The 25,319-nt window shown below is 66.9% G+C and carries 25 protein-coding genes and 4 tRNA genes; 24 read left to right on the top strand and 5 right to left on the bottom strand.

Annotated elements, in window-relative coordinates; translation table 11 throughout:
• Positions 1-46: 46 nt before the first annotated feature.
• A complete protein-coding gene (locus GV790_RS02695) occupies positions 47-553 on the top strand; it encodes a DUF2505 domain-containing protein (protein ID WP_130917954.1) in 507 nt (168 codons plus the stop codon).
• Between the two features lie 48 nt (positions 554-601).
• Here GV790_RS02695 and GV790_RS02690 read toward each other — a convergent pair whose 3' ends face one another.
• The 3 genes from GV790_RS02690 to GV790_RS02680 form a co-directional block, all read right to left on the bottom strand.
• Positions 602-1,042: a VOC family protein gene (locus tag GV790_RS02690; protein WP_163810102.1), complete on the bottom strand. Its 441-nt coding sequence runs from the start codon at positions 1,040-1,042 to the stop codon at positions 602-604.
• A 52-nt stretch (positions 1,043-1,094) separates the two neighbouring features.
• A complete protein-coding gene (locus tag GV790_RS02685; RefSeq protein WP_163810525.1) occupies positions 1,095-1,511 on the bottom strand; it encodes a helix-turn-helix transcriptional regulator in 417 nt (138 codons plus the stop codon).
• 74 nt (positions 1,512-1,585) lie between these two features.
• On the bottom strand, positions 1,586-2,866 hold the full coding sequence (locus GV790_RS02680; protein ID WP_175585786.1) for a geranylgeranyl reductase family protein: 1,281 nt from the start codon (positions 2,864-2,866) through the stop codon (positions 1,586-1,588).
• Positions 2,867-3,107: 241 nt separating this feature from the next.
• Here GV790_RS02680 and GV790_RS02675 point away from each other — a divergent pair, with 241 nt between their 5' ends.
• Positions 3,108-4,130 carry a polyprenyl synthetase family protein gene (locus tag GV790_RS02675; protein ID WP_163810100.1) on the top strand — a complete coding sequence of 341 codons (1,023 nt, stop codon included), beginning with the start codon at positions 3,108-3,110 and terminating at the stop codon, positions 4,128-4,130.
• 164 nt (positions 4,131-4,294) lie between these two features.
• The gene (htpX, locus tag GV790_RS02670) at positions 4,295-5,170 is read left to right on the top strand and encodes a zinc metalloprotease HtpX (protein WP_163810098.1); all 876 of its coding nucleotides are present in this window, start codon (positions 4,295-4,297) and stop codon (positions 5,168-5,170) included.
• Positions 5,171-5,262: 92 nt separating this feature from the next.
• Here htpX and GV790_RS02665 read toward each other — a convergent pair whose 3' ends face one another.
• Entirely contained in the window at positions 5,263-5,754 is a 492-nt protein-coding gene (locus GV790_RS02665) for a YajQ family cyclic di-GMP-binding protein (protein WP_163810095.1), read from the bottom strand.
• A gap of 214 nt (positions 5,755-5,968) precedes the next feature.
• On the opposite strand from GV790_RS02665, the gene GV790_RS02660 reads away from it, so the two are divergent.
• From GV790_RS02660 to rplA, 10 genes are all read left to right on the top strand, one after another.
• A tRNA-Tyr gene (locus tag GV790_RS02660) sits at positions 5,969-6,051 on the top strand.
• Between the two features lie 214 nt (positions 6,052-6,265).
• A tRNA-Thr gene (locus GV790_RS02655) sits at positions 6,266-6,338 on the top strand.
• A gap of 84 nt (positions 6,339-6,422) precedes the next feature.
• Positions 6,423-6,498 (top strand) — tRNA-Met (locus GV790_RS02650).
• A 37-nt stretch (positions 6,499-6,535) separates the two neighbouring features.
• Positions 6,536-6,706 carry a 50S ribosomal protein L33 gene (gene rpmG, locus GV790_RS02645; RefSeq protein WP_011211653.1) on the top strand — a complete coding sequence of 57 codons (171 nt, stop codon included), beginning with the start codon at positions 6,536-6,538 and terminating at the stop codon, positions 6,704-6,706.
• A gap of 203 nt (positions 6,707-6,909) precedes the next feature.
• Complete coding sequence (locus GV790_RS02640; RefSeq protein WP_163810521.1) at positions 6,910-7,971, top strand: fused (3R)-hydroxyacyl-ACP dehydratase subunits HadA/HadB; 1,062 nt, start codon at positions 6,910-6,912, stop codon at positions 7,969-7,971.
• 236 nt (positions 7,972-8,207) lie between these two features.
• Positions 8,208-8,280, top strand: a tRNA-Trp gene (locus GV790_RS02635).
• Positions 8,281-8,313: 33 nt separating this feature from the next.
• Positions 8,314-8,697 (top strand): preprotein translocase subunit SecE, encoded by a 384-nt coding sequence (gene secE, locus GV790_RS02630; RefSeq protein WP_163810093.1) that lies wholly within the window; start codon positions 8,314-8,316, stop codon positions 8,695-8,697.
• 109 nt (positions 8,698-8,806) lie between these two features.
• Positions 8,807-9,610, top strand: coding sequence for a transcription termination/antitermination protein NusG (nusG, locus tag GV790_RS02625; RefSeq protein WP_163810519.1), 804 nt, complete (start codon positions 8,807-8,809; stop codon positions 9,608-9,610).
• A 185-nt stretch (positions 9,611-9,795) separates the two neighbouring features.
• Positions 9,796-10,230, top strand: coding sequence for a 50S ribosomal protein L11 (gene rplK / locus GV790_RS02620; protein ID WP_014353103.1), 435 nt, complete (start codon positions 9,796-9,798; stop codon positions 10,228-10,230).
• An 80-nt stretch (positions 10,231-10,310) separates the two neighbouring features.
• Positions 10,311-11,024: a 50S ribosomal protein L1 gene (rplA, locus tag GV790_RS02615; protein ID WP_036540481.1), complete on the top strand. Its 714-nt coding sequence runs from the start codon at positions 10,311-10,313 to the stop codon at positions 11,022-11,024.
• Between the two features lie 719 nt (positions 11,025-11,743).
• Here the strand turns inward: rplA and GV790_RS02610 are convergent.
• Positions 11,744-13,351 carry an MFS transporter gene (locus tag GV790_RS02610; RefSeq protein ID WP_163810091.1) on the bottom strand — a complete coding sequence of 536 codons (1,608 nt, stop codon included), beginning with the start codon at positions 13,349-13,351 and terminating at the stop codon, positions 11,744-11,746.
• 425 nt (positions 13,352-13,776) lie between these two features.
• Here GV790_RS02610 and rplJ point away from each other — a divergent pair, with 425 nt between their 5' ends.
• The 11 genes from rplJ to GV790_RS02555 all read left to right on the top strand — a co-directional run bounded on the left by rplJ (position 13,777) and on the right by GV790_RS02555 (position 25,075).
• Entirely contained in the window at positions 13,777-14,304 is a 528-nt protein-coding gene (gene rplJ / locus GV790_RS02605) for a 50S ribosomal protein L10 (protein ID WP_014353098.1), read from the top strand.
• 139 nt (positions 14,305-14,443) lie between these two features.
• The gene (gene rplL, locus GV790_RS02600; RefSeq protein WP_014353097.1) at positions 14,444-14,830 is read left to right on the top strand and encodes a 50S ribosomal protein L7/L12; all 387 of its coding nucleotides are present in this window, start codon (positions 14,444-14,446) and stop codon (positions 14,828-14,830) included.
• Positions 14,831-15,073: 243 nt separating this feature from the next.
• Positions 15,074-16,147, top strand: a complete 1,074-nt coding sequence (locus GV790_RS02595) for an ABC transporter ATP-binding protein (RefSeq protein WP_280211884.1) — start codon at positions 15,074-15,076, stop codon at positions 16,145-16,147.
• Between the two features lie 135 nt (positions 16,148-16,282).
• Positions 16,283-17,077, top strand: a complete 795-nt coding sequence (locus GV790_RS02590) for an MlaE family ABC transporter permease (protein ID WP_036540477.1) — start codon at positions 16,283-16,285, stop codon at positions 17,075-17,077.
• Positions 17,078-17,080: 3 nt separating this feature from the next.
• Positions 17,081-17,947 (top strand): MlaE family ABC transporter permease, encoded by an 867-nt coding sequence (locus tag GV790_RS02585; protein ID WP_163810089.1) that lies wholly within the window; start codon positions 17,081-17,083, stop codon positions 17,945-17,947.
• The gene (locus GV790_RS02580; RefSeq protein ID WP_163810087.1) at positions 17,944-19,296 is read left to right on the top strand and encodes an MCE family protein; all 1,353 of its coding nucleotides are present in this window, start codon (positions 17,944-17,946) and stop codon (positions 19,294-19,296) included. Before GV790_RS02585 ends, GV790_RS02580 begins: the two co-directional genes overlap by 4 nt.
• Positions 19,293-20,372, top strand: coding sequence for an MCE family protein (locus GV790_RS02575; RefSeq protein WP_175585785.1), 1,080 nt, complete (start codon positions 19,293-19,295; stop codon positions 20,370-20,372). Before GV790_RS02580 ends, GV790_RS02575 begins: the two co-directional genes overlap by 4 nt.
• The gene (locus tag GV790_RS02570) at positions 20,372-21,382 is read left to right on the top strand and encodes an MCE family protein (protein WP_163810085.1); all 1,011 of its coding nucleotides are present in this window, start codon (positions 20,372-20,374) and stop codon (positions 21,380-21,382) included. The genes GV790_RS02575 and GV790_RS02570 overlap by 1 nt, the downstream gene beginning before the upstream one ends.
• Entirely contained in the window at positions 21,382-22,611 is a 1,230-nt protein-coding gene (locus GV790_RS02565) for an MCE family protein (protein ID WP_163810083.1), read from the top strand. The genes GV790_RS02570 and GV790_RS02565 overlap by 1 nt, the downstream gene beginning before the upstream one ends.
• Positions 22,608-23,837 (top strand): MCE family protein, encoded by a 1,230-nt coding sequence (locus GV790_RS02560; protein ID WP_163810081.1) that lies wholly within the window; start codon positions 22,608-22,610, stop codon positions 23,835-23,837. Before GV790_RS02565 ends, GV790_RS02560 begins: the two co-directional genes overlap by 4 nt.
• Positions 23,834-25,075, top strand: coding sequence for an MCE family protein (locus GV790_RS02555; RefSeq protein ID WP_163810079.1), 1,242 nt, complete (start codon positions 23,834-23,836; stop codon positions 25,073-25,075). Before GV790_RS02560 ends, GV790_RS02555 begins: the two co-directional genes overlap by 4 nt.
• Positions 25,076-25,319 lie beyond the last annotated feature (244 nt).

The raw sequence follows: 25,319 nt of genomic DNA, 5'->3' as shown, positions 1-25,319 counted from the left end.
CGGCCGATGCCGGGCCGGGCGAGCCGGGGTCGGCTACCGTGACGCCATGTCCCGAAAATTCAGCTTCACGGTGCCCTACACCGTTCCGGTGGAGGACCTGCACCGGGCACTCACCGGCGACGAGCTGTGGCAGGCCCGCTTCGCCGGCGCCGAGACCGCCACCCTCGATCTGGCCCACCCCGGCGGCGAGGGCACCATCCGGCTCGCGATGAGCGAGAAGATCCGTCCCGACAAGATTCCCGGCATCGTGCGCAAGGTGCTCAAGAGCGATCTGGTGGTCTCCCGCACCGACACCTGGCAGCCGCTGACCGGCGAGATCGCCAAGGGCAGCTTCGAAGGCACGTCCAAGGGCGTCAACTCGGAGATGTCGGGCACCTATGAGCTGCGGCCCACCGCCGAGGGCAGCGAAATCGAGGTCGTCGGCACCGTGAAGGTGAAGGTTCCGCTGGTCGGCGGAGCCATCGAGCCGCTGGCCGAACAACTGCATCACCGCGTGCTCGACAGCGAGCGCAAGTTCATCGAGAAGTGGTTCGCCGGGCAGGCCTCTGCCTGATCCGCGAGGTGGATGCACACCGTGCTGGCGTGCATCCACGTCACGCGCCTACGGCGCGAAATCGCTCGGGTCGTAATCCTTCTTCTGCACCAGCACCAGCCAGTTGCCGGAGTTGTCGCGCATCACCGCTTCCACGCCGTAGGGGCGGTCCGAGGGCGGCTGCACGAACTCCACGCCCTTGGCCGACAGTTCCTCGTAGGCCTTCTGGCAGTCGTCGGTGGCCAGGCCGAGCGCGCCGTGCGTGCCGTTGGCGAGCGCGCGCCGGGTGGCTTCGGCGAGGTTCTCGTCCAGCGGCGGGCCCGGCACCATCAGCGTCACTTCCAGTTCGCGATGCTCGGGGTGGGCGATGGTGAGCCAGCGGAAACCACTGTCGCCCATCGTCACATCGGCGGTCTCCACGAAGCCGAGCTTGTCGAGGTACCACTGCTTGGCCGCGTCCATATCGGTCACATACACCGTGACCAGCGAAACGTGCGTAATCGGAGTCATGAGCTCAGGCTATGTGCGCGCACACCGCGGCGGCTTCTCCGAAATTGCGGCGTCACCGTTCCTTGTCCGGCCGGGGGGCCCGATCGGACAAGCCGTGCATGAACACGTAGCAACCCGGAATCCGTGGCGCGCCGTCGGCGGCGAACTTCGCCTGATACGCCGACGGCGACATCCCGACCAACTCGGTGAACTTCCGGGAGAACGATCCGAGGCTGGTGTAGCCGACGAGCATGCACGCCTCGGTCACCGTGACATTCGTGGCGCGCAGCAGATCCTGGGCCCGCTCGACGCGTCGCTCGGCCAGATACACCGCGGGCGTCTTGCCGTAGGTCGCGGCGAAACAGCGCAGGAAGTGATACTTCGACACACCCGCGGCGGCGGCAAGGCCGTCCAGATCCAGCGGCTGGGCGTATTCACGGTCGGCGAGATCCCGTGCCCGCCGCAGATGCGGGAGCAGATCCTCGGGCACCGGTCGCGGCGTCACCGTTCCACTGTAGGTCGGCGCGGGTCCGCACGCGGCCCCCGGCCCGCTCGATGCGGCGATCAGCAGAACGGTGGCCGCTCGTCGAAACGCCGCGACACCCGCCCGGCCATCCGCCAGGCCCGCGCGACCAGATCCACGTCCTCGTCGGTGACCAGATTGCCCATCACCCGAACCGCGGTGCGCTGCAAGAACTTCGACCGCATCACCGGCGGCCCGCCCATCGGCACCATGCGCGGATGGGTGGCCAGGCCCGCGATCCGGCGCGCCACCGAATACGTGCGGCCGTAGCGGGCCCGCAGCAACTCCGGCCACACCGTGCTCAGATCCGGTTCGTCGAGCAGATCGGCGAGCATGTGCCCGCCTTCGAGCCCGTAATCGATGCCTTCGCCGTTGAGCGGATTCACACAGCCCGCGGCGTCACCGACCAGCACCCAGTTGCGGCCGGCGATATTCGACACCGCGCCGCCCATCGGCAGCAGCGCCGAGGCCACCGCCCGCAGCGACCCGCTGAACTCCCATTCCTCGTGCCGCAACGCTGTGTAGTGCTCCAGCAGCGGCTTCAACGCGATATGCGAGGGACGCTTCTCGGTCGCCAGCGAACCGACCCCGATATTGACCTCACCGTTGGCCAGCGGGAACACCCAGCCATACCCGGGCACCAGCGAACCGTTCGCGTCCCGCAATTCCAGATGCGAGGTGATCCACTGATCGGCCGAACGTCCGGAGCTGATGTAGGCGCGGGCCGCCACGCCGTAGGCGTACTGCCGATGCCATTCGCGGCCGAGCATCTTGCCGACCGGCGAACGCACACCGTCGGCGACGACGAGGGTCCGGCAGCTGATCGACCGCGTGCCCGCCCCGGTACGCACCGTCACGCCGGTGACACGCTCACCGTCGCGGGTGACGTCGACGACCTTGGCGCCCTCCAGCATCCCCGCCCCCGATTTCACCGCGGTCTCGCGCAGCTTGTCGTCGAGTTCGGTGCGCGGAACGGCACTTCCGTAGGTGGGGAACGATCCACCCGGCCATGGCAGCAGTTCCTCGCGGCCGAAGCCGGTCATCCGCAAACCGTGGTTGACGGTATGCGCGCGCACCCAGTCGCCGAGCCCGAGATGCTCCAATTCGGCGGTGGCGCGCGGGGTCAGGCCGTCGCCGCAGGTCTTGTCGCGCGGGAACACCGCCGAATCGACCAGCAGCACATCGCGGCCGGCTCGTGCGGCCCAGGTCGCCGCCGCCGATCCGGCCGGTCCCGCCCCGACCACGACGACATCGGCGTGCGCGGGGACCGCGCCGTGTGTCTGCTCGTCACCGCCCGCTGGTGTGACATCCGGTGCACCCATGGACCCATACTCGCAGCGCGGCCGCACCGGTGTCGACGCCGGTGCCGTGTGACATGCGGCGGGGTGGCGGACTCGGCCGCCGACGCACCGCCGGGCTCACCGTCCGTCGCCCGGTCCGGTATGCGAAGGTGTGCGGTGCGCCCCAGCGGATATTGCCGGGAGTGACGGTGTTCATGGGGTTATCTACCGTGGACACGCTAGGTTCTTTGACCGTGGGTCGGACGCATCGCTGGGAGAAGAAATGAGCACATCTGCTGTGAGCGACGAGAGCACGGTAGTGGCAGGGGTGGATCTCGGCGATTCCGAACTCGCCGCCACGGTGCGTAACGGCCTGGCCGACGTCGAAAAGCTACTGATCGAGGAGCTGTCCGACGGTGCGTCCTTCCTCCAGGAGGCCGCCCTGCACCTGGCCAAGGCCGGAGGTAAGCGGTTCCGTCCGCTGTTCACCATCCTCACCGGCCAGCTCGGCCCGCGCCCGACCGACCCGGACCTGATCACCGCGGGCACCGTCGTCGAACTTGTGCATCTGGCCACCCTCTACCACGACGACGTGATGGACGAGGCCACCATGCGCCGCGGTGCGCCGAGCGTGAATTCGCGCTGGGGCAACAGCATCGCGATCCTCGCCGGTGACTATCTGTTCGCGCATGCCTCCCGGCTGGTGTCGACCCTCGGCCCGGACGCGGTGCGGATCATCGCCGAAACCTTCGCCGAACTGGTCACCGGCCAGATGCGCGAGACGATGGGCGCCGCCGAGGCCAAGGATCCGGTCGCCCATTACCTGCGCGTGGTGTGGGAGAAGACCGGTTCGCTGATCGCGGCCGCCGGCCGATTCGGCGGCACCTTCTCCGGCGCCGACACCGAACACGTCGAGCGGCTGGCCCGCCTCGGCGACGCCGTCGGCACCGCCTTCCAGATCTCCGACGACATCATCGACATCTCCTCCGAATCGGCGCAATCCGGCAAGACGCCCGGCACCGACCTGCGCGAAGGCGTGCACACCCTGCCCGTTCTCTACGCCCTGCGCGAGGAGGGCCCCGACGGTGACCGGCTGCGTGCCCTGCTGGCCCGCCCGCTGGAGACCGACGCCGAAGTCGATGAGGCGCTGGAACTGCTGGGCCGTTCGCCCGGCATGACCCAGGCCAAGCAGAAGCTGCAGGAGTACGCCGACCTCGCCTACGCCGAACTCTCGGCGCTGCCGCCGGGCCCCGCCAACGACGCGCTGGTGCGGCTGGTCCGCTACACCATCGAACGAGTGGGCTAGGCCCTCGCCGCGGCGCACCCGGAACTCCGGCAGCGCCGCGATCGTTGCCATTCTGTAGCACTCGAACTGCTGGATTACGTGAAGATCAGTGGCAGTCGAGCAGCGTTGTGCGCCGCCGGGCGGCGCGGAAATCCATACAGGACGGGGGAGCGGCGAGGAGACGTATGCACGGGCATGGGTATGCGAACGGGATCAAGACCTTTGGGTTGATGGTCGGCCTTTCCGCGCTGATCGTGTTCGCCGGGGCGATGTTCCGCAGCCCGACGATCCTGGTCATCGCGATCCTGCTGGCCGTCGGCATGAACGCCTACGCCTACTTCAACAGCGACAAGCTGGCGTTGAAGGCCATGCACGCCCAGCCGATCAGCGAGCTGGAGGCGCCGGTCATCTACCGGATCGTGCGTGAGCTCGCCACCGCCGCCCGTCAGCCCATGCCGCGGCTCTACATCAGCCCGACCAACGCCCCCAACGCCTTCGCTACCGGCCGCAGTCCCCGCCACGCGGCGGTGTGCTGTACCAGCGGCATCCTGCAGATCCTGGACGAGCGCGAGCTGCGCGCGGTGCTCGGACATGAGCTCTCGCACGTCTACAACCGCGACATCCTCATCTCCTCGGTCGCGGGCGCATTGGCCGCCGTTATCTCCGGTCTGGCCAATCTGGCCTTCTTCGCCACCGCCTTCGGCGGCAACCGCGAGGGTGGGCCCAACATCATCGGCGTGATCTTGGTCTCGCTGCTCGGCCCGATCGCGGCCACCCTGATCAAGCTGGCCGTCTCGCGCTCACGCGAATACCAGGCCGATCAATCCGGGGCCGAACTCACCGGCGATCCACTCGCTCTGGCCTCGGCCCTGCGCAAGCTGGAACGCGGCGTCCAAGCCGCCCCACTGCCACCGGAACCGCAGCTCACCGCCCAGTCCCATCTGATGATCGCCAACCCGTTCCGCCCGGGCGAGCGCGCCGCCCGCTGGTTCTCCACCCACCCGCCGATGGCCGACCGCATCGCCCGCCTCGAAGAGCTGGCCGGCCGTCCGCGCGGCTGACCTCGCCGGCGCGCAATTCCCGCTGGGCCTGCTCGGCCCCGAGGCTGGGCGTGACGAAGGACTCGCCCCGGCGCCCGGGGCGGTGACCTCGGCTAGCGGTAGTTGACGAACTGCAGGGCGATGCCGAAGTCCTCGCTCTTGAGCAGCGAGATGACGGCCTGCAGGTCGTCGCGCTTCTTGCTGCTCACGCGCAGCTCGTCGCCCTGGATCTGGGCCTTGACGCCCTTGGGGCCCTCATCGCGGATCTTCTTGGAGATCTTCTTCGCGTGCTCGGCGTCGATGCCCTGCACCAGCGAACCGGTGATCTTGTAGGTCTTGCCGGAGACCACCGGCTCGCCGGCGTCGAACGCCTTGAGCGAGATATCGCGGCGGATCAGCTTCTCCTTGAACACCTCGAGTGCGGCCTTGACCCGCTCCTCGGCCTCGGCGCTGATCACGATCTTGTCCTCACCGGACCATTCGATCGCCGCACCGGTGCCGCGGAAGTCGTAGCGGGTGTTCAGCTCCTTCTCCGCCTGATGCAAGGCGTTGTCGACCTCCTGGCGATCGACCTTGCTGACGACATCGAAAGACGAATCGGCCACACTGCGCTCCTGTCCTGACGGTCCGGCGTTCGAGGTCGCGCCGGATGGTTCGCCGCACCCACCTAGTTCTACCCGGCCGAACGAGATTAGTCCCCGGACGCGGTCTGTGTCGCCGCAGGCAGGGGCGAGCCGGTCGAACCATGCCGCTGTACAGCCGGTTTGCATTCCGGGTGTGGGTTCGTTGTATTCTGCTCTGCGCGCCGAGAAGCGCGACGGCAGGTTGCCCGAGCGGCCAATGGGAGCAGACTGTAAATCTGTCGGTGAAAGCCTACGTAGGTTCGAATCCTACACCTGCCACCGAGAACCCCCGTGGATCGAAAACGATCCGCGGGGGTTCTTCCGTTTCCGGGCCTGCCGGTGCTGCGCGCGAGGCCACGGCCGGGCCCGCGAGATCGGAAATACCCGCTCTGACCAGCCGGTTTGGTGCATAGACGGGTGAGTGTGTAACCTCGTTCAAGACTTCGAAGCGCCGGGGTCACGGAAAGTCGGGTCACGGTGCGTAAGAGGTCATGCCCCCTTAGCTCAGTCGGCAGAGCGTTTCCATGGTAAGGAAAAGGTCAACGGTTCGATTCCGTTAGGGGGCTCGCCGGATTGCCGGTGGTGACCGACTCGGCATCGCTCCCCGCTCGGAGGGGCTGGGCACGGCACCGTAAGGCAATGCGACCCGTGGCGGTGTAGCTCAGTCGGTAGAGCAAACGACTCATAATCGTTGTGTCGCCGGTTCAAGTCCGGCCATCGCTACCACAACCGATCAAGCCCAGTTCCGGAAAGAAGGCATATCGTGGCCGCGAAGTCCACCGATGTCCGGCCAAAGATCACCTTGGCCTGCGAGCAGTGCAAGCACCGCAACTACATCACCAAGAAGAACCGGCGTAACGACCCGGACCGCTTGGAGCTGAAGAAGTTCTGCCCGAACTGCGGCACGCATCGGGCGCACCGCGAGTCCCGCTGAGCCAACCACGCGTGTAGCTACCGCGTGCATCGGCGCCGGGACCTCGATTCCGGCACCAGCCGGAACACAACCGCCGTGACACAAGCATCGGGCCGGACCTCGCGTCCGGCCCGACTGCGTTTGCACGGTGCATCTGGCCAGCGGTGGTCTACGCTCCACCGACTCCGCAGACGGGGTCAGATAGGTACAGTCCTCCCGTGACAATGAACACCGGTACAGACGAAGCGGTCGCGACGGGCGAGAGTTTCGACCCCGCCGAACACGCGGCGGCCATGGTCGGTCACCACTACCGCGTCGACGACTACTACGAGGTCGGCCGCGAAAAGGTCCGCGAATACGCCCGCGCCGTGCAGGACTACCACCCGGTGCACTGGGAGGAAGACGTCGCGCAGGAGTACGGCTACGACGGCCTGCTCGCGCCGCTGACCTTCATCTCCCTGGTCGGGATCCTGGCCCAGCGCAAGCTGTTCGAAGAGGTCGTCACCGGCTACGACCTGAGCCAGATCATGCAGACCGACCAGATCCTGGAATTCCACCGGCCGATCAAGGTCGGCGACCAGCTGACCTGCGACGTCTACCTGCACTCGTTCCGGCAGGCCTTCGGCGGCGACATCATCGTCACCAAGAACATCGTCACCGATCAGCGCGACGAGCTGGTGCTCACCACCTACACCACGCTGATCGGCCGCAGCGGCGGCGATATCGACCCGAACCTGGCCGGCGCGGTCCGCAACGTGCTCATGCACGGCCTCGGCGAGGAGACCCCGCAGCATCACCCGCGCACCGTGCCCACCTCGGCGCCCGCGCCGGTGCCGACCGCTCCCGACGTCGCGCCGAGCAAGCACGCCATCGCCTTCGATTCGATCAGCGCCGGCGACGAGCTGCCCCCGCGCACCGTCCGGCTGACCCGGGGCGACCTGGTCAACTACGCCGGTGTGTCCGGCGACGCCAATCCCATCCACTGGAGTGACGAGGTCGTCAAGCTCGTCGGCCTGGACAACGTCGTCGCTCACGGCATGCTGACCATGGGCCTCGGCGGCGGATTCGTCACCTCGTGGCTCGGCGATCCCGGTGCGGTCAAGGAGTACAACGTCCGCTTCACCAGCCCGGTCTACGTGGGTGTGGACGAACCGGCCGAGGTGGAGTTCACCGGCAAGGTGAAATCGGTCGATCCCGAGACCAAGACCGCGGTCGTCGCCATCGTCGCGAAGTCGGCGGGCCGCAAGATCTTCGGGCGCGCGACCGCCACCGTGCAGCTGTCCTGACCTGGTTCGTGGGGGCCGGATTGGCTAATGCCACCGGTCTTCACGTACACTCGGGTTTCTGGGGTCACCAGCCGATGCGCGCTGCTCTGCAAGGCTGGTTCCAGGCGGCCCGGAGCCCAGCTCCGGAACTTCCGCTGACGGGGCCGGCAACTGCCGGAGCGGCGCGCGTGTTGTGTGGCACCAGGACAACTGAATACAGCACATGTGGCTGGGCATCAGCACCACCGTCCAGCCGAAGGGGCGTAGCTCAATTGGCAGAGCAGCGGTCTCCAAAACCGCAGGTTGCAGGTTCAAGTCCTGTCGCCCCTGCCCTGGATGCCAGCGATGAGAGAGGGTTCTGACGTGAGCGACGAGCGGGACACTCGCGACGACGGCGATGGCACCGCCGCGGCGAGTCGGCCGAGCGGCAAGCGGTCCGCCCGGCGGGCCCGCACCGGTTCGTCGTCCTCGTCGGCCGATAACGGCGCGGTCGCCACGATCGACCGCCCGCGCAAGGCAGCCAAGACCTCCGATCGGGCCGAACGCAAGAAGCCGGGCAATCCGTTCAAGCGTTTGATCAAGTTCCTGCGTGAGGTGATCGCGGAACTGCGCAAGGTGATCTGGCCCAACCGGAAGCAGATGGTCACCTATACGAGCGTTGTTCTGGTGTTCGTGGTCTTCATGGTCGCGTTCATCGCGGGATTGGATGTGGCGTTCGTCAAAGGTGTCGACTGGCTGTTCGGTTAACGAACGCCGCCGGAAGCCGACCCCGGGACGGGACGGACGGACCATTTTCACCGTGTCCGGCCCCGGCACGCAGAGGATTTACGTGACGACACAGGAAGCGAGTGCCCCAGTGAGCACCCCGGAGAACGACACAAACGACGAGTTCCCGGTCGACGACGCGGTGGCCGAGTCGGCCGCCGGCTCCGTCGAGGAATCCGCCGACGAGTCCGTGGCCGTCGACGAATCCGCGCCCGCTGACGAGGCCGCCGCTGCCGAGGAAGCCCCCATCGACGAGGCCCCGGCCGATCCGGTGGAGGAGATGAAGGCCGCGCTGCGTCGCGCGCCCGGCGAGTGGTACGTCATCCACTCCTACGCGGGCTACGAGAACAAGGTCAAGGCCAATCTCGAGACCCGTGTGCAGAACCTCGACCTCGAGGACTACATCTTCCAGGTGGAAGTGCCCACCGAAGAGGTCACCGAGATCAAGAACGGCCAGCGCAAGAACGTCAACCGCAAGGTGCTGCCCGGCTACATCCTGGTCCGCATGGAACTGAACGACGAGTCCTGGGGCGCGGTGCGCAACACCCCCGGCGTCACCGGCTTCGTCGGCGCGACCTCCCGGCCTTCGCCGCTGACCATCAACGACGTGGTGAAGTTCCTGGTGCCCGCCTCGCAGCAGAAGAAGGCGCCGGCCGCCGCGGCCGCTGCCGCCTCCGCCACTCAGGAAGCCGCCACCGAGGCCGTCGCCAAGCCGGTCATCGAGGTCGATTTCGAGGTCGGCGAGTCGGTCACCGTCATGGACGGCCCGTTCGCGACGCTGCCCGCCAGCATCTCCGAGGTCAACGCCGAACAGCAGAAGCTCAAGGTGCTGGTGTCGATCTTCGGACGGGAAACCCCGGTCGAGCTGGCGTTCACCCAGGTCGCGAAGATCTGATCAAGGGGCCGTGCACCGGCCCCACATGATCGCGCGCGCGGCGATCCCGGTAAGGTGTCAGGGTTCGCGCGCGAGCCGGTGCAGTACTACCGGATTCGTCGCGCGGTGCCGGGCGTGCCCGGCTGCGGGTTCGCGCCCGCGACAGGCTTACGGCAACCGTAAGGAACCGAAACCAAGGAAGAAAGATGCCCCCCAAGAAGAAGAAGCTCGCCGGGATCATCAAGCTGCAGATCCAGGCCGGCCAGGCGAACCCGGCCCCTCCGGTCGGCCCCGCGCTCGGTCAGCACGGCGTCAACATCATGGAGTTCTGCAAGGCGTACAACGCCGCGACCGAGTCGCAGCGTGGCAACGTCATTCCGGTCGAGATCTCGGTGTACGAGGACCGGACCTTCGACTTCAAGCTGAAGACCCCGCCCGCCGCCAAGCTGCTGCTCAAGGCCGCAGGCGTGCAGAAGGGCTCGGCCGAGCCGCACCGCAACAAGGTCGCCACCGTGACCATGGACCAGGTGCGCGAGATCGCCAAGACCAAGCAGGAAGACCTGAACGCCAACGACATCGAGCAGGCCGCGAAGATCATCGCGGGCACCGCTCGTTCGATGGGCATCACGGTCGAGGGCTGAGCGTCAGCTCCCTGCAACTGGTGGGAGGGCCGGCCAGGCCCGATAACCACTTCTGAACCACAGCTAAGGACAGAGAAAACATGGCAAAACGAAGCAAGGCGTACCTCGCCGCGGCCGAGAAGGTCGATCGCACCAAGCTCTACTCCCCGCTGGCCGCCGCGCGGCTGGCCAAGGAGACCGCCACCACCAAGACCGACGCGACCGTCGAGGTCGCCGTTCGTCTCGGTGTGGATCCCCGTAAGGCCGACCAGATGGTCCGCGGCACCGTCAACCTGCCGCACGGCACCGGTAAGACCGCCCGCGTCATCGTGTTCGCGGCCGGCGAGAAGGCCGCCGAGGCCGAGGCCGCCGGTGCGGACGCCGTCGGCGCCGAGGATCTGATCGAGCGGATTCAGGGCGGCTGGCTGGACTTCGACGCCGCGATCGCCACCCCGGACCAGATGGCCAAGGTCGGCCGCATCGCGCGTGTCCTCGGCCCGCGCGGTCTGATGCCGAACCCGAAGACGGGCACGGTCACCACCGACGTGACCAAGGCCGTCAACGACATCAAGGGCGGCAAGATCAACTTCCGCGTCGACAAGCAGGCCAACCTGCACTTCGTCATCGGCAAGGCGTCCTTCGACGATGCCAAGCTGGTGGAGAACTACGGCGCCGCGCTGGACGAGATCCTGCGTGTGAAGCCGTCGACCGCCAAGGGCCGCTACGTCAAGAAGGTGACGGTCTCGACGAACACCGGACCGGGCATCCCGGTGGACCCGAACCGCACCCGCAACCTCCTCGACGAGGACGCGTAAGCAGCACCTGAGCACCACCGAAACGGCGGGAACGCGATCTGCGTTCCCGCCTTTTCGGCGTTCTCCGGCCCTACGCCCCGGCCGCCGAGCCGGGCCGCGGCGACCGATTCTGCGGTCGCGCGGATGCTGAGAGAGAATAGGGGTGTGAGCGACGGACTCAGCACAAGGATCAGACATCGGCCCGGTGCGCCGGCCGATGTCGCGGCACCAGGCGGCTGCTAGCTCGATGTCGGATCAGGAAGTACCGGACCAGCGGTCCTCGAAGGTCGTTCCACTCCCGCGGCGCCCGCGGCGGGTGGCAGAGGCCGCTCCACCGAAAACGTGGCGTCCGGAATTCGGCGCGTCGTACGACCCGGCGCCGACCAGGCCGGTCCTGCGGTCGGAGTTGCAGGGCGAAACCGGAGCGTGGCCGGTCGGCTCGTGGTCGGCGAGCCCGACCGACTCACCCGGCACCGGTCGGGCTGGCAGCGTCGTCGATCTCGACGAGCTGCGTCGGAAGCGGTCCGGCGATGACGCCGGAGCCACCGGACACCGGCGCCTGCCCAAACCCCGCCGAATCGGCGAACGATCCAGCGACGACAGTGCGAATGACAGTCACCGCGGCGATGACTCCGGTTCTGCCGGCACCCGTGCCGGGCGGCACCGCAAGTAACCAGACTCCGGTGACGGAGGCCGGGCGGGAGCACCCACCGGCCACCCACACCTGCCGACCGGTCCGCTCAGTCCGACTCCGCCTTCCCGCGCCAGCCGAGCAGCACCGAATCGCCCTCCGGCACACCCCAGGGCAGAAAGATCGCGACGATCACCGCGCAGACCACCACCGCGCCCGTGGCCACCAGCGAGGCGGCATGTGAGCCTTCCAAGCAGGCGGTCTTCATCGCGGTGATGATGTTCTCGCGCTGCGAGTCGAAGAACGGCGTCAATTCCCGTTTGCGCATCTCCAGCACGCTCAACGGGGTCGACTTCGCGAAGTCCTTCTCGTTGTCCGACATCAGCGTTCCTGGCACACGGTCGATCAGCGGCGCCACCTTCGTCGTGTAGTACGAGGCGACGATCGAGCCGAGCACGGCCACGCCGAGCGTGCCGCCGAATTCGCGGGTGGTGTCGTTGACCGCGGAGCCGGCGCCCGCCTCGTTCAACGGCAGCGACGACATGATCGATTCGGTGGCGGGCCCCTGCACGATGGCCAGGCCGAGTGCCATCGACACCATCGACGGCAGCACATCGGTGAGATAGCCGCTGTCGACGGTCACCTGACCGCCGAGATAGAGCCCGAGCCCGGTGAGCAGCAAGCCGAACACGATGACCGGGGTGGTGCCGAGGCGTTGCGCGAGCAGGGTGGCGACGGGCGCGCCGATCGCGACCGAGAACGCGAAAGGCAAGGAGGCGATACCGAATTCGAGCGGCGTGTATTCGCGAACCCCCTGGAAATACTGGGTGATCAGGAACAGGAAGCCGAACATCGAGAAATAGCCGACCGCGATGGCAAGGGCGGGCAGCGAGAATCGTCGGTTGCGGAACAGGCGCATATCGAGAATCGGTGCGCCGGTGCGCAATTCCCAGCCGATGAACGCGGCGAGCAGCGCGAGGCCACCGGCCGCCGCGGTGAGCGTCGTCGCCGAGAGCCAGCCATAGCGCGGGGCTTCGATGATGGCCCACACCAGCAGGGTGATACCGGCGATGGACAACGCGATGCCCGCCAGGTCGAGCCTGCCGACCTCCGCCGACCGCGATTCCGGCACCCACAACACGGTGGCGATCAAGGCCACGAGGGCCACCGGCACGTTGATCCAGAAGACGGAGTGCCAGGAGAAATGCTCTAGCAGCCAGCCGCCGGAGATGGGTCCGATCGCGATGGCGAAGCCGGCCATGGCGGTCCAGGCCGCGATGGCGAGGGCGCGTTCCCTTCGGTCGGTGAAGATATTGATGATCAGCGCCAATGTCGCCGGGAACACCGCGGCGGCGAACACCCCCATGGCCGCACGGGCGGCGATGACACCGTCGAGCGAACTCGACAGCGCACCGACCACCGACATCGCACCGACGCCGACCAGGCCGATCATCATCACCCGGCGGCGCCCGTAGCGGTCGCCGAGATTGCCGAACGCCAGCAGCAGGCCGGCGAAGGTGAGGGTGTAGGCGTCGACCACCCATTGCAGGCCGCTGACGCCGGTGGACAGTTCGACACCGATCGACGGCAGGGCCACGTTGACGATGGTGTTGTCGAGTACGACGAGCAGTTCGGCGAGGCAGATCACCGCGAGCGCGAGGAATCGGTGCGCGCGTCGTTCCAGCAGCACCGGTGGATCGACTAGTGGGGTTGTCATGGCGAGCAGCGTATGTAGTAACAGTTACTTCAAGTAACACTTATAGTCTGCGATCCTGCTCACCTTGCGGGTTGAATGTGATGCACGACACTGAAATTGACCTGATTCGCGGGCTCGGTGGACCCCGTTTTGCCAGATGGGAGACCTACCGGTACTCTGAAGCGAAGTTATCGACGTGTTCGATCGCTACCCAATCCGTTCTACCGAAGACCGTTGGTCGCCGTTCCCGCATGGGTTCGGTCGAAGGTCCGGCATCAGCCGGCGGCCCACGCAGGGAGAGCCGAGGCTGGGAGTCGACCACGGGCCCCGGCCCGGATCGGTTCATCCTATTGCGCCCCGGAACGCTCTGCGTCCGGGGCGTTTGTTGTTTCGCCACCTCAGGTCGGTAGTTCGGGTCCGAACCGACATCAGAGAGGAGGCGAAGTATGGCAAAACCCGAGAAGGTCACCGCGGTCGCGGAGATCGCTGAGCAGTTCAAGAGCTCGACGGCCACCGTCGTCACGGAATACCGTGGCCTGTCCGTCGGTGCCCTCACCGAACTGCGCCGCGCGCTCGGTGCCGACGCCACGTACTCCGTCGCCAAGAACACCCTGGTCAAGCGGGCTGCCGCCGAGGCCGGTGTCGAGGGCCTGGACGACTTGTTCGTCGGACCGACCGCTATCGCCTTCATCCAGGGCGAGCCGGTCAACGCGGCGAAGGCGCTCAAGACCTTCGCCAAGGATCACAAGGCGCTGGTCATCAAGGGCGGCTACATGGACGGCAACGCGCTGTCCGTGTCCGAGGTCGAGAAGATCGCCGACCTGGAAACCCGCGAGGTGCTGCTGGCCAAGCTGGCCGGTGCGCTGAAGGGCAACCTGGCCAAGGCCGCAGGCCTGTTCAACGCTCCCGCGTCGCAGGTGGCCCGCCTGGCCGCCGCGCTCGAGGACAAGAAGCGGGCCGAAGGCGCCGAATAAGCGCCACCAACCCCCGCGGCGTGAGCTCAGGGGCCGGAGGCGGAAGCGGAGCGTAACCACGCAGGCCCCGTGAACGCCGCAAATCAAACGGGCGCGATCCGCGTCCGACCCAGACATCATCCACCGAAAGGAAACAACAATGGCCAACGTTGACGAACTGCTCGAGACCTTCGGCAACATGACCCTGCTCGAGCTGTCGGACTTCGTCAAGAAGTTCGAGGAGAAGTTCGAGGTCACCGCTGCTGCTCCGGTCGCCGTCGCCGCCGTCGGTGGCGCCGCTGCCGGTGGTGCCGCCGAGGCCGAGTCCGAGCAGGACGAGTTCGACGTCATCCTCGAGGGTGCCGGCGACAAGAAGATCCAGGTCATCAAGGTGGTCCGCGAGATCGTCTCCGGCCTGGGCCTGAAGGAAGCCAAGGACCTGGTCGAGGGTGCCCCGAAGCCGATCCTGGAGAAGGTCGCCAAGGACGCTGCCGACGCCGCCAAGGAGAAGCTGGAAGCGGCCGGCGCCTCGGTCTCGGTCAAGTAATTTCCGAGCGAAACGCCGTAACGGGCGGTCCCATTTCCTGGGGCCGCCCGTTCGTGTTCTCCGGCCACATGCCGGGGTCGGCCGAATAACCGGACCGTTCGGGGGTTACTCTTCGGTCAGGTTGGGGTGTGCGACGACATGCCCATGCGATAGAGTGACCGAACCCACTGTGACGTGACACACCGCGAGGTCGAGCCCGCGGTTCGCCGGTGGGGCGGCTCGCTGAGAAATGTGGAGGTTGGCGTGGGCGTCGAGGTCAGGACCGAAGGCATTACCAAGTCCTTTGGTTCCCAGCGGATTTGGCAGGACGTTTCGATCACCCTGCCCGCCGGGGAGGTCAGTGCGCTGCTCGGCCCCTCCGGTACCGGTAAGTCCGTCTTTCTGAAATCGCTGATCGGTCTGCTGCGCCCCGAGCGCGGCTCGATCTACATCGACGGAACCGATATCACCACCTGCTCCAACAAGGAGCTCTACGAGATCCGCAAGCTGTTCGGCGTCCTGTTCCAGGACGGCGCACTGTTCGGCTCCATGCATCTGTTCGACAACGTCGCCTTCCCGTTGCGTGAGCACACGAAGAAGTCGGAGTCGGAGATCAAGAAGATCGTCATGGAGAAGATGGAGATGGTCGGTCTCCTCGGCGCGGAGTACAAGCTCCCCGGCGAAATCTCCGGCGGTATGCGCAAACGTGCCGGCCTGGCCCGCGCGCTGGTGCTCGACCCGCAGATCATCCTGGTCGACGAGCCCGACTCCGGTCTGGACCCGGTCCGCACCACCTACCTGAGCCAGCTGCTCATCGACATCAACGCCCAGATCGACGCCACGATCCTCATCGTGACCCACAACATCAACCTGGCCCGCACCGTGCCCGACAACATCGGCATGCTGTTCCGCCGCCAGTTGGTGATGTTCGGCCCCCGCGAGGTGCTGCTCACCTCCGACGAGCCGGTGGTCAAGCAGTTCCTCAACGGCCGCATGATCGGCCCGATCGGTATGTCGGAGGAAAAGGACGAAGCGCAGATGGCCCGCGAGCAGGCCATGGTCGACGCCGGTCACCATCACGGCGGCGCCGAGGAGATCGAGGGCATCATCCCGCAGATGAAGGCCCAGCCCGGTATGCCGGTGCGCCAGGCGGTGCACCGCCGCAAGCAGCGGGTGCGCGAGATCATGCACACCCTGCCGCACGCCGCGCAGGTCGCCATCCAGCAGTCGCTGGAGGAGAACGATGACACCCAGGTGATGTCCTACGACACCGCCCAGCTCTCGCAGGGTGGCCCGTACGACGCCACCGTGCCGCATCACCAGACTCCGAACAGGTAGACCACACCCCCTCGAATACCGCGCCGGATCACCGGCGCGGTATTCGTCTTTTCGGCGCCTGGTCGCCGATAAACCCCGCGACACGGCGGTTATGCGGGACTGTCGCGAGGTGTAACGCAGGTAACATCGGCCATCGTGAACCCAACGCTCGCGCGTTTACGGACTCCGGTCGAGTCCGGGTTCGCTCAGGCCGGGAAGATCTTCGCGCTGTTTCTCGATGTGGCGCGCAAGGTATTTCGCCGGCCCTTCCAATGGCGCGAATTCATCGAGCAATCCTGGTTCATCGCCAGCGTGTCGATTCTGCCCAGCGCGTTGGTGGCGATTCCGTTCGGCGCGGTCGTGGCGTTGCAGACCGGCTCACTGATCAAACAGCTCGGCGCCGAATCGTTCACTGGCGCGACCAGCGTGCTCGCGACCGTGCAGCAGGCGGCGCCGGTGGTGACGGCCCTGATCATCGCGGGCGCGGCCGGCTCCGCGGTGGCCGCCGACCTGGGCTCGCGCACCATCCGCGAGGAGATCGACGCGCTGGAGGTGCTCGGCGTCGATCCGGTGCAGAAGCTGGTCGTACCCCGCGTGCTCGGCATGATGCTGGTGGCGCTGCTGCTCAACGGGCTGGTGTCGGTGGTCGGCATCGCCGGCGGCTATTTCTTCAATGTCTTGTTGCAGGGCGGTACACCGGGCGCCTATCTCGCGTCGTTCTCGGCGCTGGCCCAGCTGCCCGATCTGTGGATCGGTGAGATCAAAGCCGCCGTTTTCGGGCTGATCGCGGGCGTGATCGCCGCGTACAAGGGGCTGCATCCCAGCGGGGGACCGAAAGGAGTCGGCGACGCGGTGAATCAATCAGTGGTGATCACGTTCCTGGTGCTCTTCTTCGTGAACCTGGTGCTGACCTTGATCTATTTGCAGATTGTTCCCGCAAAGGGCTCCTGACCGGTGGCTGTCCGCTACCGCAATCCAGCCCTCGCGAAAACGGCCCGCCGGGCCGGGGAGGCCGCACGCGCGCCGCTGAACGTCATCGACCGCGCGGGCGAGCAGATGTCGTTCTATTCCCGTGCGATCGCCTGGATTCCGCGCACCGCGGTGCATTACCGCAAGGAGGTCATGCGGCTGCTGGCCGAGGTCACGTTCGGCAGCGGTGCGCTCGCGGTGATCGGCGGAACGATCGGCGTCATCGTGTTCATGTCCGGTTCGGTCGGCGTGGTGGTCGGACTCCAGGGTTTCAAGGCGCTCGATTCGCTCGGAAGTTCGGTGCTCACCGGATTCCTCACCGCCTATATCAACACCAGGGAAATCGCGCCGCTGGTGGCCGCGCTCGCATTGTCGGCGACGGTGGGCTGTGGCTTCACCGCGCAATTGGGCGCCATGCGCATCTCCGAGGAGATCGACGCGCTGGAAGTGATGGCGGTGCCCGGGGTGCCCTTCCTGGTGACGACCAGGGTGATCGCCGGATTTCTCGCGGTGATCCCGCTCTACGTCGTCGGTCTGCTCGGGACCTTTCTGGCCTCGCGGATGATCAGCATTTGGTTCAACGGCCAATCCAGCGGGTCCTATGACCACTATTTCGGGCTGTTCCTGCCGCCAGAGGACGTGCTGTATTCGTTCCTCAAAGTGCTGGTATTCGCCTTCGTGATCATCATGGTGCACTGCTATTACGGCTTCCACGCCACCGGAGGGCCCGCCGGTGTCGGGGTGGCGGTGGGGCGGGCGGTGCGAGCGGCGATCGTACTGGTCAATGTGCTGGACTTCTTTCTGAGCCTGGCGATCTGGGGCACCACGACGACGGTGCGGGTGGCCGGATGAGCAGCCGGGTGCAGTGGTGGCGGTCGACGGCCAAGGTGCGCAATCGGCTGCTCGGCATCGCCTTTTTCGTGGTGGTCGCGTTGTTTCTGTGGACGACGGTGGCCATCTACAACAAGACGTTCGTGAACTCGGTCGATGTCCGGCTGATCACCGACAGCGTCGGCAATGCGCTGACCAAGAACGCCGATGTGAAGGCGCGTGGCGTCACCGTCGGCGAGGTGCGTTCCAGCCGCGCCGAGGGCGGCCAGGTGACCCTCGAGCTCGCGATCGATCCGGCGCGCGCGGAGCAGATTCCGGTGAACTCGACCGCGCGGCTGCTGCCGAAGACGTTGTTCGGCGAACGGTATGTCGATCTGTTGATTCCCGAGGATCCGAGCCCGCAGCATCTGACGTCGGGGGTGACGCTGCATCAGGACGCCGGCGGCAATGCCGTCGAGGTGAGCAAACTGCTCGACGATCTGCTGCCGCTGTTGCAGGCGATCCCGCCGCAGGATCTGGCGGCGACCCTCGGCGCGCTGTCGCAGGCGCTGGCCGGGCAGGGGGAGGAGCTGGGTACGACGCTGGACCGGCTCGACGTCATCCTCACCGACGTCAACGCGGTGCTGCCCGAATTGCGTGCGGGTTTGCGCAGTCTCGCCGAGACCGCGATCACCTACGCCGACGCCGCACCGCAGCTCATCGACGCGCTGGACAAACTGCGCACCACCAACGCGACCATCGTGCAGCGCCGCACCGATATCGACGTCCTGCTGGCCACGCTGACGCCCACCTCCGCGGCGACCGCCGATTTCCTGATCGCCAACCACGACAACGTCATCGATGTCGCCGCGGACGCTCGTCCGGCGCTGGAATTGCTGGCCACCTATTCACCGACCTATGCCTGTGCGCTGGCCAATTTCGCCAAGATGCGTCCGCGGATCGACGAGATCATGGGCATGGGCACCGACCGCCCCGGCTCCCGGGTGACGATCGAGCTGGTCAACACCCGCGGCCGGTATCTGCCCAACCAGGACGAACCGCGCTGGCTCGATACCCGCGGCCCGGCCTGCTTCCCCGAGTTCCCGCTGGGTGTGGATGCGGGGCAGTATCCGGGCGGGCCCAACAACGACGGCTCCTATCAGCCACCGAGCCGCAACCCGGGCGATCAGCAGATCGGTGCCATGCAGCCACCGCAGTTCGGGGTGTTCCCGGCCGGGAACACGCCGACCATCGCGGGCTCGCCCGGCGAGCGGCACGCGCTCGGCGCGATCTACGGTGCCGCACAGGGTGTTTCGCCGGACCAGGTGCCGGGCTGGGTGACCAGGATCGCCGCACCGGCCTTTCGCGGGAGCGAGGTGAGTGTGCGATGAGGGCGCAGCTGCGTGGTCTGGGCGGGCCGCTCACCAAACTCGCGATCTTCGTGGTGGTGACGCTGTTCGCGACGGTGATGCTCGGGCTGTCGATCGCGAACTACACCGGCGGCGGCACCATGTTCAAGGCCCGCTTCACCGACGTCACCTCGCTCAATCCGGGTGATGAGATCCGCATCGCCGGCGTCCGCGTCGGCAAGGTGACCGGGATTTCGATCGTGGACCGCCGGGTGGCGGAGGTGAAGTTCGAACTCACCGACCGCGAGTGGCTGCCCGCCTCGGTGATGGCCACCATCCGCTTCCGCAATCTGGTCGGGCAGCGCTATATCGAATTGGAGCGCGGTCCCGGTGAGCAGGGCCGCAAGATCAACGAGGGTGCGACGATTCCGCTGGAACGCACCCGGCCCGCGCTGAATCTGACCACCCTGTTCGACGGATTCCGGCCGCTGTTTCGGACCTTGCAGCCCGAGGACGTCAACAAGCTGTCCTACGAGATCATCCAGGTCTTCCAAGGTGAGCAGGGCACCGTCGCGGACCTGGTGGCCAGCACCGCGAATCTCACCAACAAGATCGCCGACAAGGACGCGGTGATCGGCGAGCTGGTGCGCGATCTGACCGAGGTGCTCGACACCATCAACGCCCGCGAGGACCAGTTCGATCAGCTCGTGGTCAATACCGCGGCGCTGGTGGACGGGCTGGCCGCGCAACGCGACACGATCGGCCGCGCGGTCACCTCCCTCGGTGACGTCGCCACCGCCACCTCCGAGCTGCTGGTGCCGACCCGGCCGTCGCTGCAGGGCACCATCGCCGGCATCAACCAGCTCACCGGGGTGATCAACGAACGCAGCGACGAGGTGGATCAGGCGCTGGCGACGCTGCCGATCAAGATGGAGAAGCTCGGCCGCGTCGGCAGTTACGGCTCCTGGTTCCAGTTCTATCTGTGCGGCATCGACATCGTTGCCGGCCCGGGCGCCCCGGACGCGCCTCAGCTGAATCTGCCCGCCGGCCTGCCGACGATCAATCAGCCGCTCTACACCAATGCCGCGCCGCGTTGCCATGGGGAAGGGGGCCGCTGATGGACGATCGGGTGCTACTCGGCAAGCGCAGTCCCGCCTTCATCGGCGTGCTCGGGCTGGTGATGGTGCTGCTGGTGACGATGTCGGCGTTCTTCCTCGACCGGCTGCCCATCATCGGTGCGGGCATCTCGTATTCGGCCGAATTCTCCGAGGCGGCCGGGCTCGATCGCGGTGACGAGGTGCGGGTCGCCGGAGTCAAGGTCGGGTCGGTGTCGGGGGTGCGCCTCGACGGCGACCGGGTGGTGGTCGATTTCCGCACCAGGGATACCTGGATCGGTGACGAGACCACGGCGTCCATCCAGATCAAGACCCTGCTCGGGCAGAAGTATCTGGCGCTGGACCCGCAGGGTTCGCGGGTGGCCGACCCGAGTGAGCGGATCCCGTTGTCGCGCACCGTCTCCCCGTACGACGTGATCGACGCCTTCAGCGACGCCGCCCGCACCCTCGACGAGATCGACACCACCCAGCTGGCCACTTCCATGCGGGTGCTCTCGGACGCCTTCGCCGCCACGCCGCCGCATATCCGCAGCGCGATCGACGGGGTGACCCGGTTGTCGACCACGGTGGCCAAACGCGATGACGAACTGCGCAAATTGTTCGCCGCGACGAAGAAAACCACCCAGGTGCTGGCTGACCGCAATGCCGAATTCGAGCGTCTGCTGACCTCGGGCGGGCAGCTGTTCGCCGAACTCAATATCCGTCAGCAGGCCATCTCGCAGCTGCTGGCGGGCGCCCAGACCGTGTCCACCGAGCTGAGTGCGCTGGTGGCCGACAACGAAAAACAGATCGGCCCGGCGCTGACCAATTTGCAGGCCGCGATCGACCTGCTCAACGCCAACCAGGCCAATATCAGCAAAACCCTGGAGCTGGCGGCGCCGTTCTACGGGCTGTACGCGAATGTGCTCGGCACCGGGCGCTGGTTCGACGCGGTGATCGTCAACATCACCCCGCCCGGCCTTCCGGAGATCCCCGGCTACCGGCCGCCGGTGCGCACGCTGGGAGGCAACTGATGGCGTTGCGGCGGGGCGGCAAGATCGCGATCGCATTGATCGCGGTCATCGCGCTGGTGCTGGCCGCGGCGCTGTGGTGGGTGTTCGACCGGCTCAACACCACCACGATCACCGCCTATTTCGATCGGTCGGTCGGCATCTACGAGGGCTCGGATGTGCGGATCCTCGGGGTGCCGGTGGGCTCGGTGGAATCGGTCGAACCGCTGGGCGATCAGGTGAAGATCGTGATGAGCGTCGACCGCTCCTACGACATCCCCGCCGACGCCAGAGCCGCCCAGATCACGCCGTCGATCGTCTCGGATCGCTTCATCCAGCTCACGCCTGTCTATCGCGGCGGCCCGAAAATGGAGCGCACCGCGACGATTCCGCGTGAGCGCACCGCCACCCCGGTCGAGGTCGATCGGCTCTACCGCAGCATCACCGAACTGTCCGAAGCGCTCGGCCCGGACGGCGCCAATGCCGACGGCGCGCTGGACCAGCTGGTGCGGACCACTGCGCGCAACCTCACCGGCAACGGCGCCGCGATCGCCGACGGCATCAGCGAACTGTCGGCGGCCGCGCGCACGCTGTCGGATTCGCGCGGCGACATCTTCGACACCGTGAAGAACCTGCAGGCGTTCATCACCATGCTGGCCCGCAACGACCAGCAGGTGCGCCAATTCAACATCCAGCTCGCCGACCTGTCGTCGTTCCTGGCCGGGGAACGGCAGAATCTCGGCAACGCGCTGGAATTGCTGTCCATCGCCCTCGGTGACGTCGCCCGGTTCATCGACGCCAATCGGCAACTGATCCAGGGCAATGCCGATTCGCTCATCACCCTCACCCAGACCCTCGCCGACCGGCGCGACGCACTGGCCGAGGCCCTGCCGGTGCTGCCGGTGGCGTTGAGCAATCTCATCAATATCCACAATGGCGAATCCGGCACGCTGGATATGCGTGCCAACTTCACCGATCTACAAGACCCGTTCGGCGCCATGTGCCGGATGCTCGACCTGAGCAAGCTCATGCCCGGCGACCCGAAGTTCGAGGCGCTCGGCAAGCAGATGCGACCGCTGCTCGAACGCTGCAAGCACATCACCGACCAGATCACGGCAGCCGTGCAGACGCCGACGCTGATCCTGCCGTTCGGCATCCTCAGCGCGGAGAACCAGCAGCGCGCGCCGGTGCCGGGGACGGTGCCGGGCACGCCGTCGAACCGGCTGCCGCCCTCGCAGGGAGGTCCGAAATGATGCGGCGGACGGCGCTCGCGGCGGCCGCGGTGGTCTCCGGGCTGTTGATGAGTTCGTGCTCGTCGGACGGCATCTACAGCATTCCGCTGCCCGGCGGCGCGGACGTCGGATCAGACCCTATGCACATCGATATCCGGTTCGACGATGTGCTGGATCTGGTGCCGCAATCGGCGGTGAAAGTCGAAGGCGTACCGGTCGGGCGGGTGGAGGACATCAGCCTCGCCGAGGACGGCTGGACCGCGAATGTCTCCACCGTGGTGAACTCTTCGGTCGATCTGCCGGCGAACGCGCTGGCCGAAGTGCGCCAATCGAATCTGCTCGGTGAGAAGTTCATCGAACTGTCCGCACCCGACGGCGATGATGCGGGGCCGAGACTCGGCGACGGCGCGGTGATCCCGGTGACCAACACCAGGCACGCCACCGAGGTGGAGCAGGTGCTCGGCGCGCTGTCGCTGCTGCTCAACGGCGGTGGGGTGGCGCAATTGCAGCCGATCGTCAGCGAGTTGAACAAGGCGATCGGCGGCCGCGAAGACCGGGTGCGGGCGGTGCTGGAGCAGGCGAACACCCTCATCGGCGGACTCGACGAACAGGTCGATGACATCACAAGAGCACTCGACGGACTGGAGACGCTGAGCAACCGGGTCGCGGCGCAGACCCGCCAACTCGATCAGATCCTCGACGAACTGCCCGAAGGCATCCGGATTCTGGAACAACAGCGGCCGCAGCTGATCGCGCTGCTGGCCCAGCTCGATCGGGTGGGGCGGGCCGGGTTCGACGTCATCGATACCGCCAAAGACGATCTCATCCGCGATCTGCGCGCGCTGCGGCCCGCACTACAAGAGCTCGGGCGTGCCGCGCCGGACCTGGTCACCGCGCTGCCGCTCGTGCCGACCTATCCGTTCCCGGATTCGACGCTGGAGGGCACCTTCGGCGGGCAGGTCAATACCTGGCTGTCGGTGGATCAGCAGATCGGCGTCACCCTGAGCAATCTCGGCGTCGGCAAACCCGATCCGGTGTACATCCCGCCGACCGGACCGCCGGTCAACGTCGACCCGTCCAATCCGTACTACGGCGGCAACGGGCCGCGGCCCGGCTGGCCGACGGTGTCGCTGTTCCCGCTGCCGCCGACCATGGCCGTCCTTCCTGTGCCGGGTCAACCGGGCGTACCGGGGTTGCCGCCGCAGCTCGGGCCCCTGCTGGAACCGTTCGGAGGTGGACCGCGATGACGCGCATGGTGCGGATCCAGCTGATCGCGTTCGCCGTCATCGCGGTGCTCGGTGTCGTCTACGTGGGCGCCCGCTATATCCGGCTCGACCACATGCTCGGATTCGGGCAGTACGAGGTGCTGCTGCGCGCAGAGCACACCGGCGGCGCCTACGCGGGCGCCGAGGTCACCTATCGCGGAGTTCCGGTGGGCCGGGTCGGTGGCGTTGACCTCACCGACGACGGCGTGCTGATCAAGCTGACGATCGATTCGAGTTCGCCGCCGATCCCGGCGTCGGCGCGGGCGGTGGTGGCCAACCGATCGGCGATCGGCGAGCAGTATGTGGATCTGCAACCGGACACGGTGGGCGAACCGTATCTGCGCGAGGGATCGATCATCGACTCGGTGACCACGCCGGTGCCGGTGGAGGAGTTGATCGGCAGCGTCGACACCCTCGCGAGCACCGTCGACCTGACCGCGCTGAGCACCACCGTCACCGAACTGGGTCGCGCACTCGACGGCAAGGGCGGCGACCTGCGCGGGCTGCTCGAATCGCTGAACACCTTCACCGAGAGCTTCCGGGAGGCGCTGCCGCAGACGGTGCAGCTCATCCGCGACGGCCGCGTCGCGCTCGGCACCCAGGCCGCGCAATCGGATGCGATCCGCGAATTCAGCGCCGGTCTCGACCAGCTCGCAGCCCAATTGCGGACCAGCGATCCGGCGGTGCGCAGGCTGATCGGCACCGGCACCGACGCCGGTCAGCAAATCGGCGTGCTGCTCGACGAGAGCGGCGCCGCCCTGACCACCGACCTGGCCAACCTGCGCATGCTGCTGCTGGCCATCTCGCCGAAGTTCTACGCGCTCAAACCGCTGCTGCAAATGCTGCCGCAATTGTCCATCGGTGCCTCGGCCACCGCCCCCGGTGACGGCACCAGCCATTTCGGGCTGGTGCTCGAGACCAACAATCCGCCCGCCTGCACCGTCGGCTACGAGGGCACCAAGGCCATCCTCGACCGGATGAAGGCGCAAAACCCGGACTTCGACGACACCCGCGACGAGTTCCCCTTCAATACCGAGGCCCACTGCGCGGTGCCCTTCGGCAATCCGACCGCCGTCCGCGGCGGCGAACGCGCCGACCTCGCCGACCCGCTCATCGTCCAGCCCTGGGACGACAACCCCAAGGTCGATCCCGACAAGCTCAACCTCACCCCCATCGCCGTCCAGATCTCCACCCTGCTGGGAGTGACCCCGAAACGCTGAACCCGAACGACACGAGGTGTGCAGTGAATCTCGACTCACCCGACCCCGGGGACACCAGGAAACCGTCCCGCGACCCCGACTCCGCCGACAACCCACCGGCCGACCGCGCCGCACCGGATCTCGCCGCGGCCGACGGCCACGAGACCAAGGGCCGGTCCGAATCTGCGCAGGCGGTGGACAGTAGTACGCCTTCCGCCCACGCGGCTGCCGGTAGTGAGCCCGGCGCCGGATCCGAGTCTGCGGT

Origin of the sequence: Nocardia cyriacigeorgica (assembly GCF_010858045.1) — a bacterium.
In the GTDB taxonomy this organism is placed as follows: Bacteria; Actinomycetota; Actinomycetes; order Mycobacteriales; family Mycobacteriaceae; genus Nocardia; species Nocardia cyriacigeorgica_E.
Note: the sequence above shows the minus strand (reverse complement) of the source record. Positions and strands in the feature narration are given on the sequence as shown.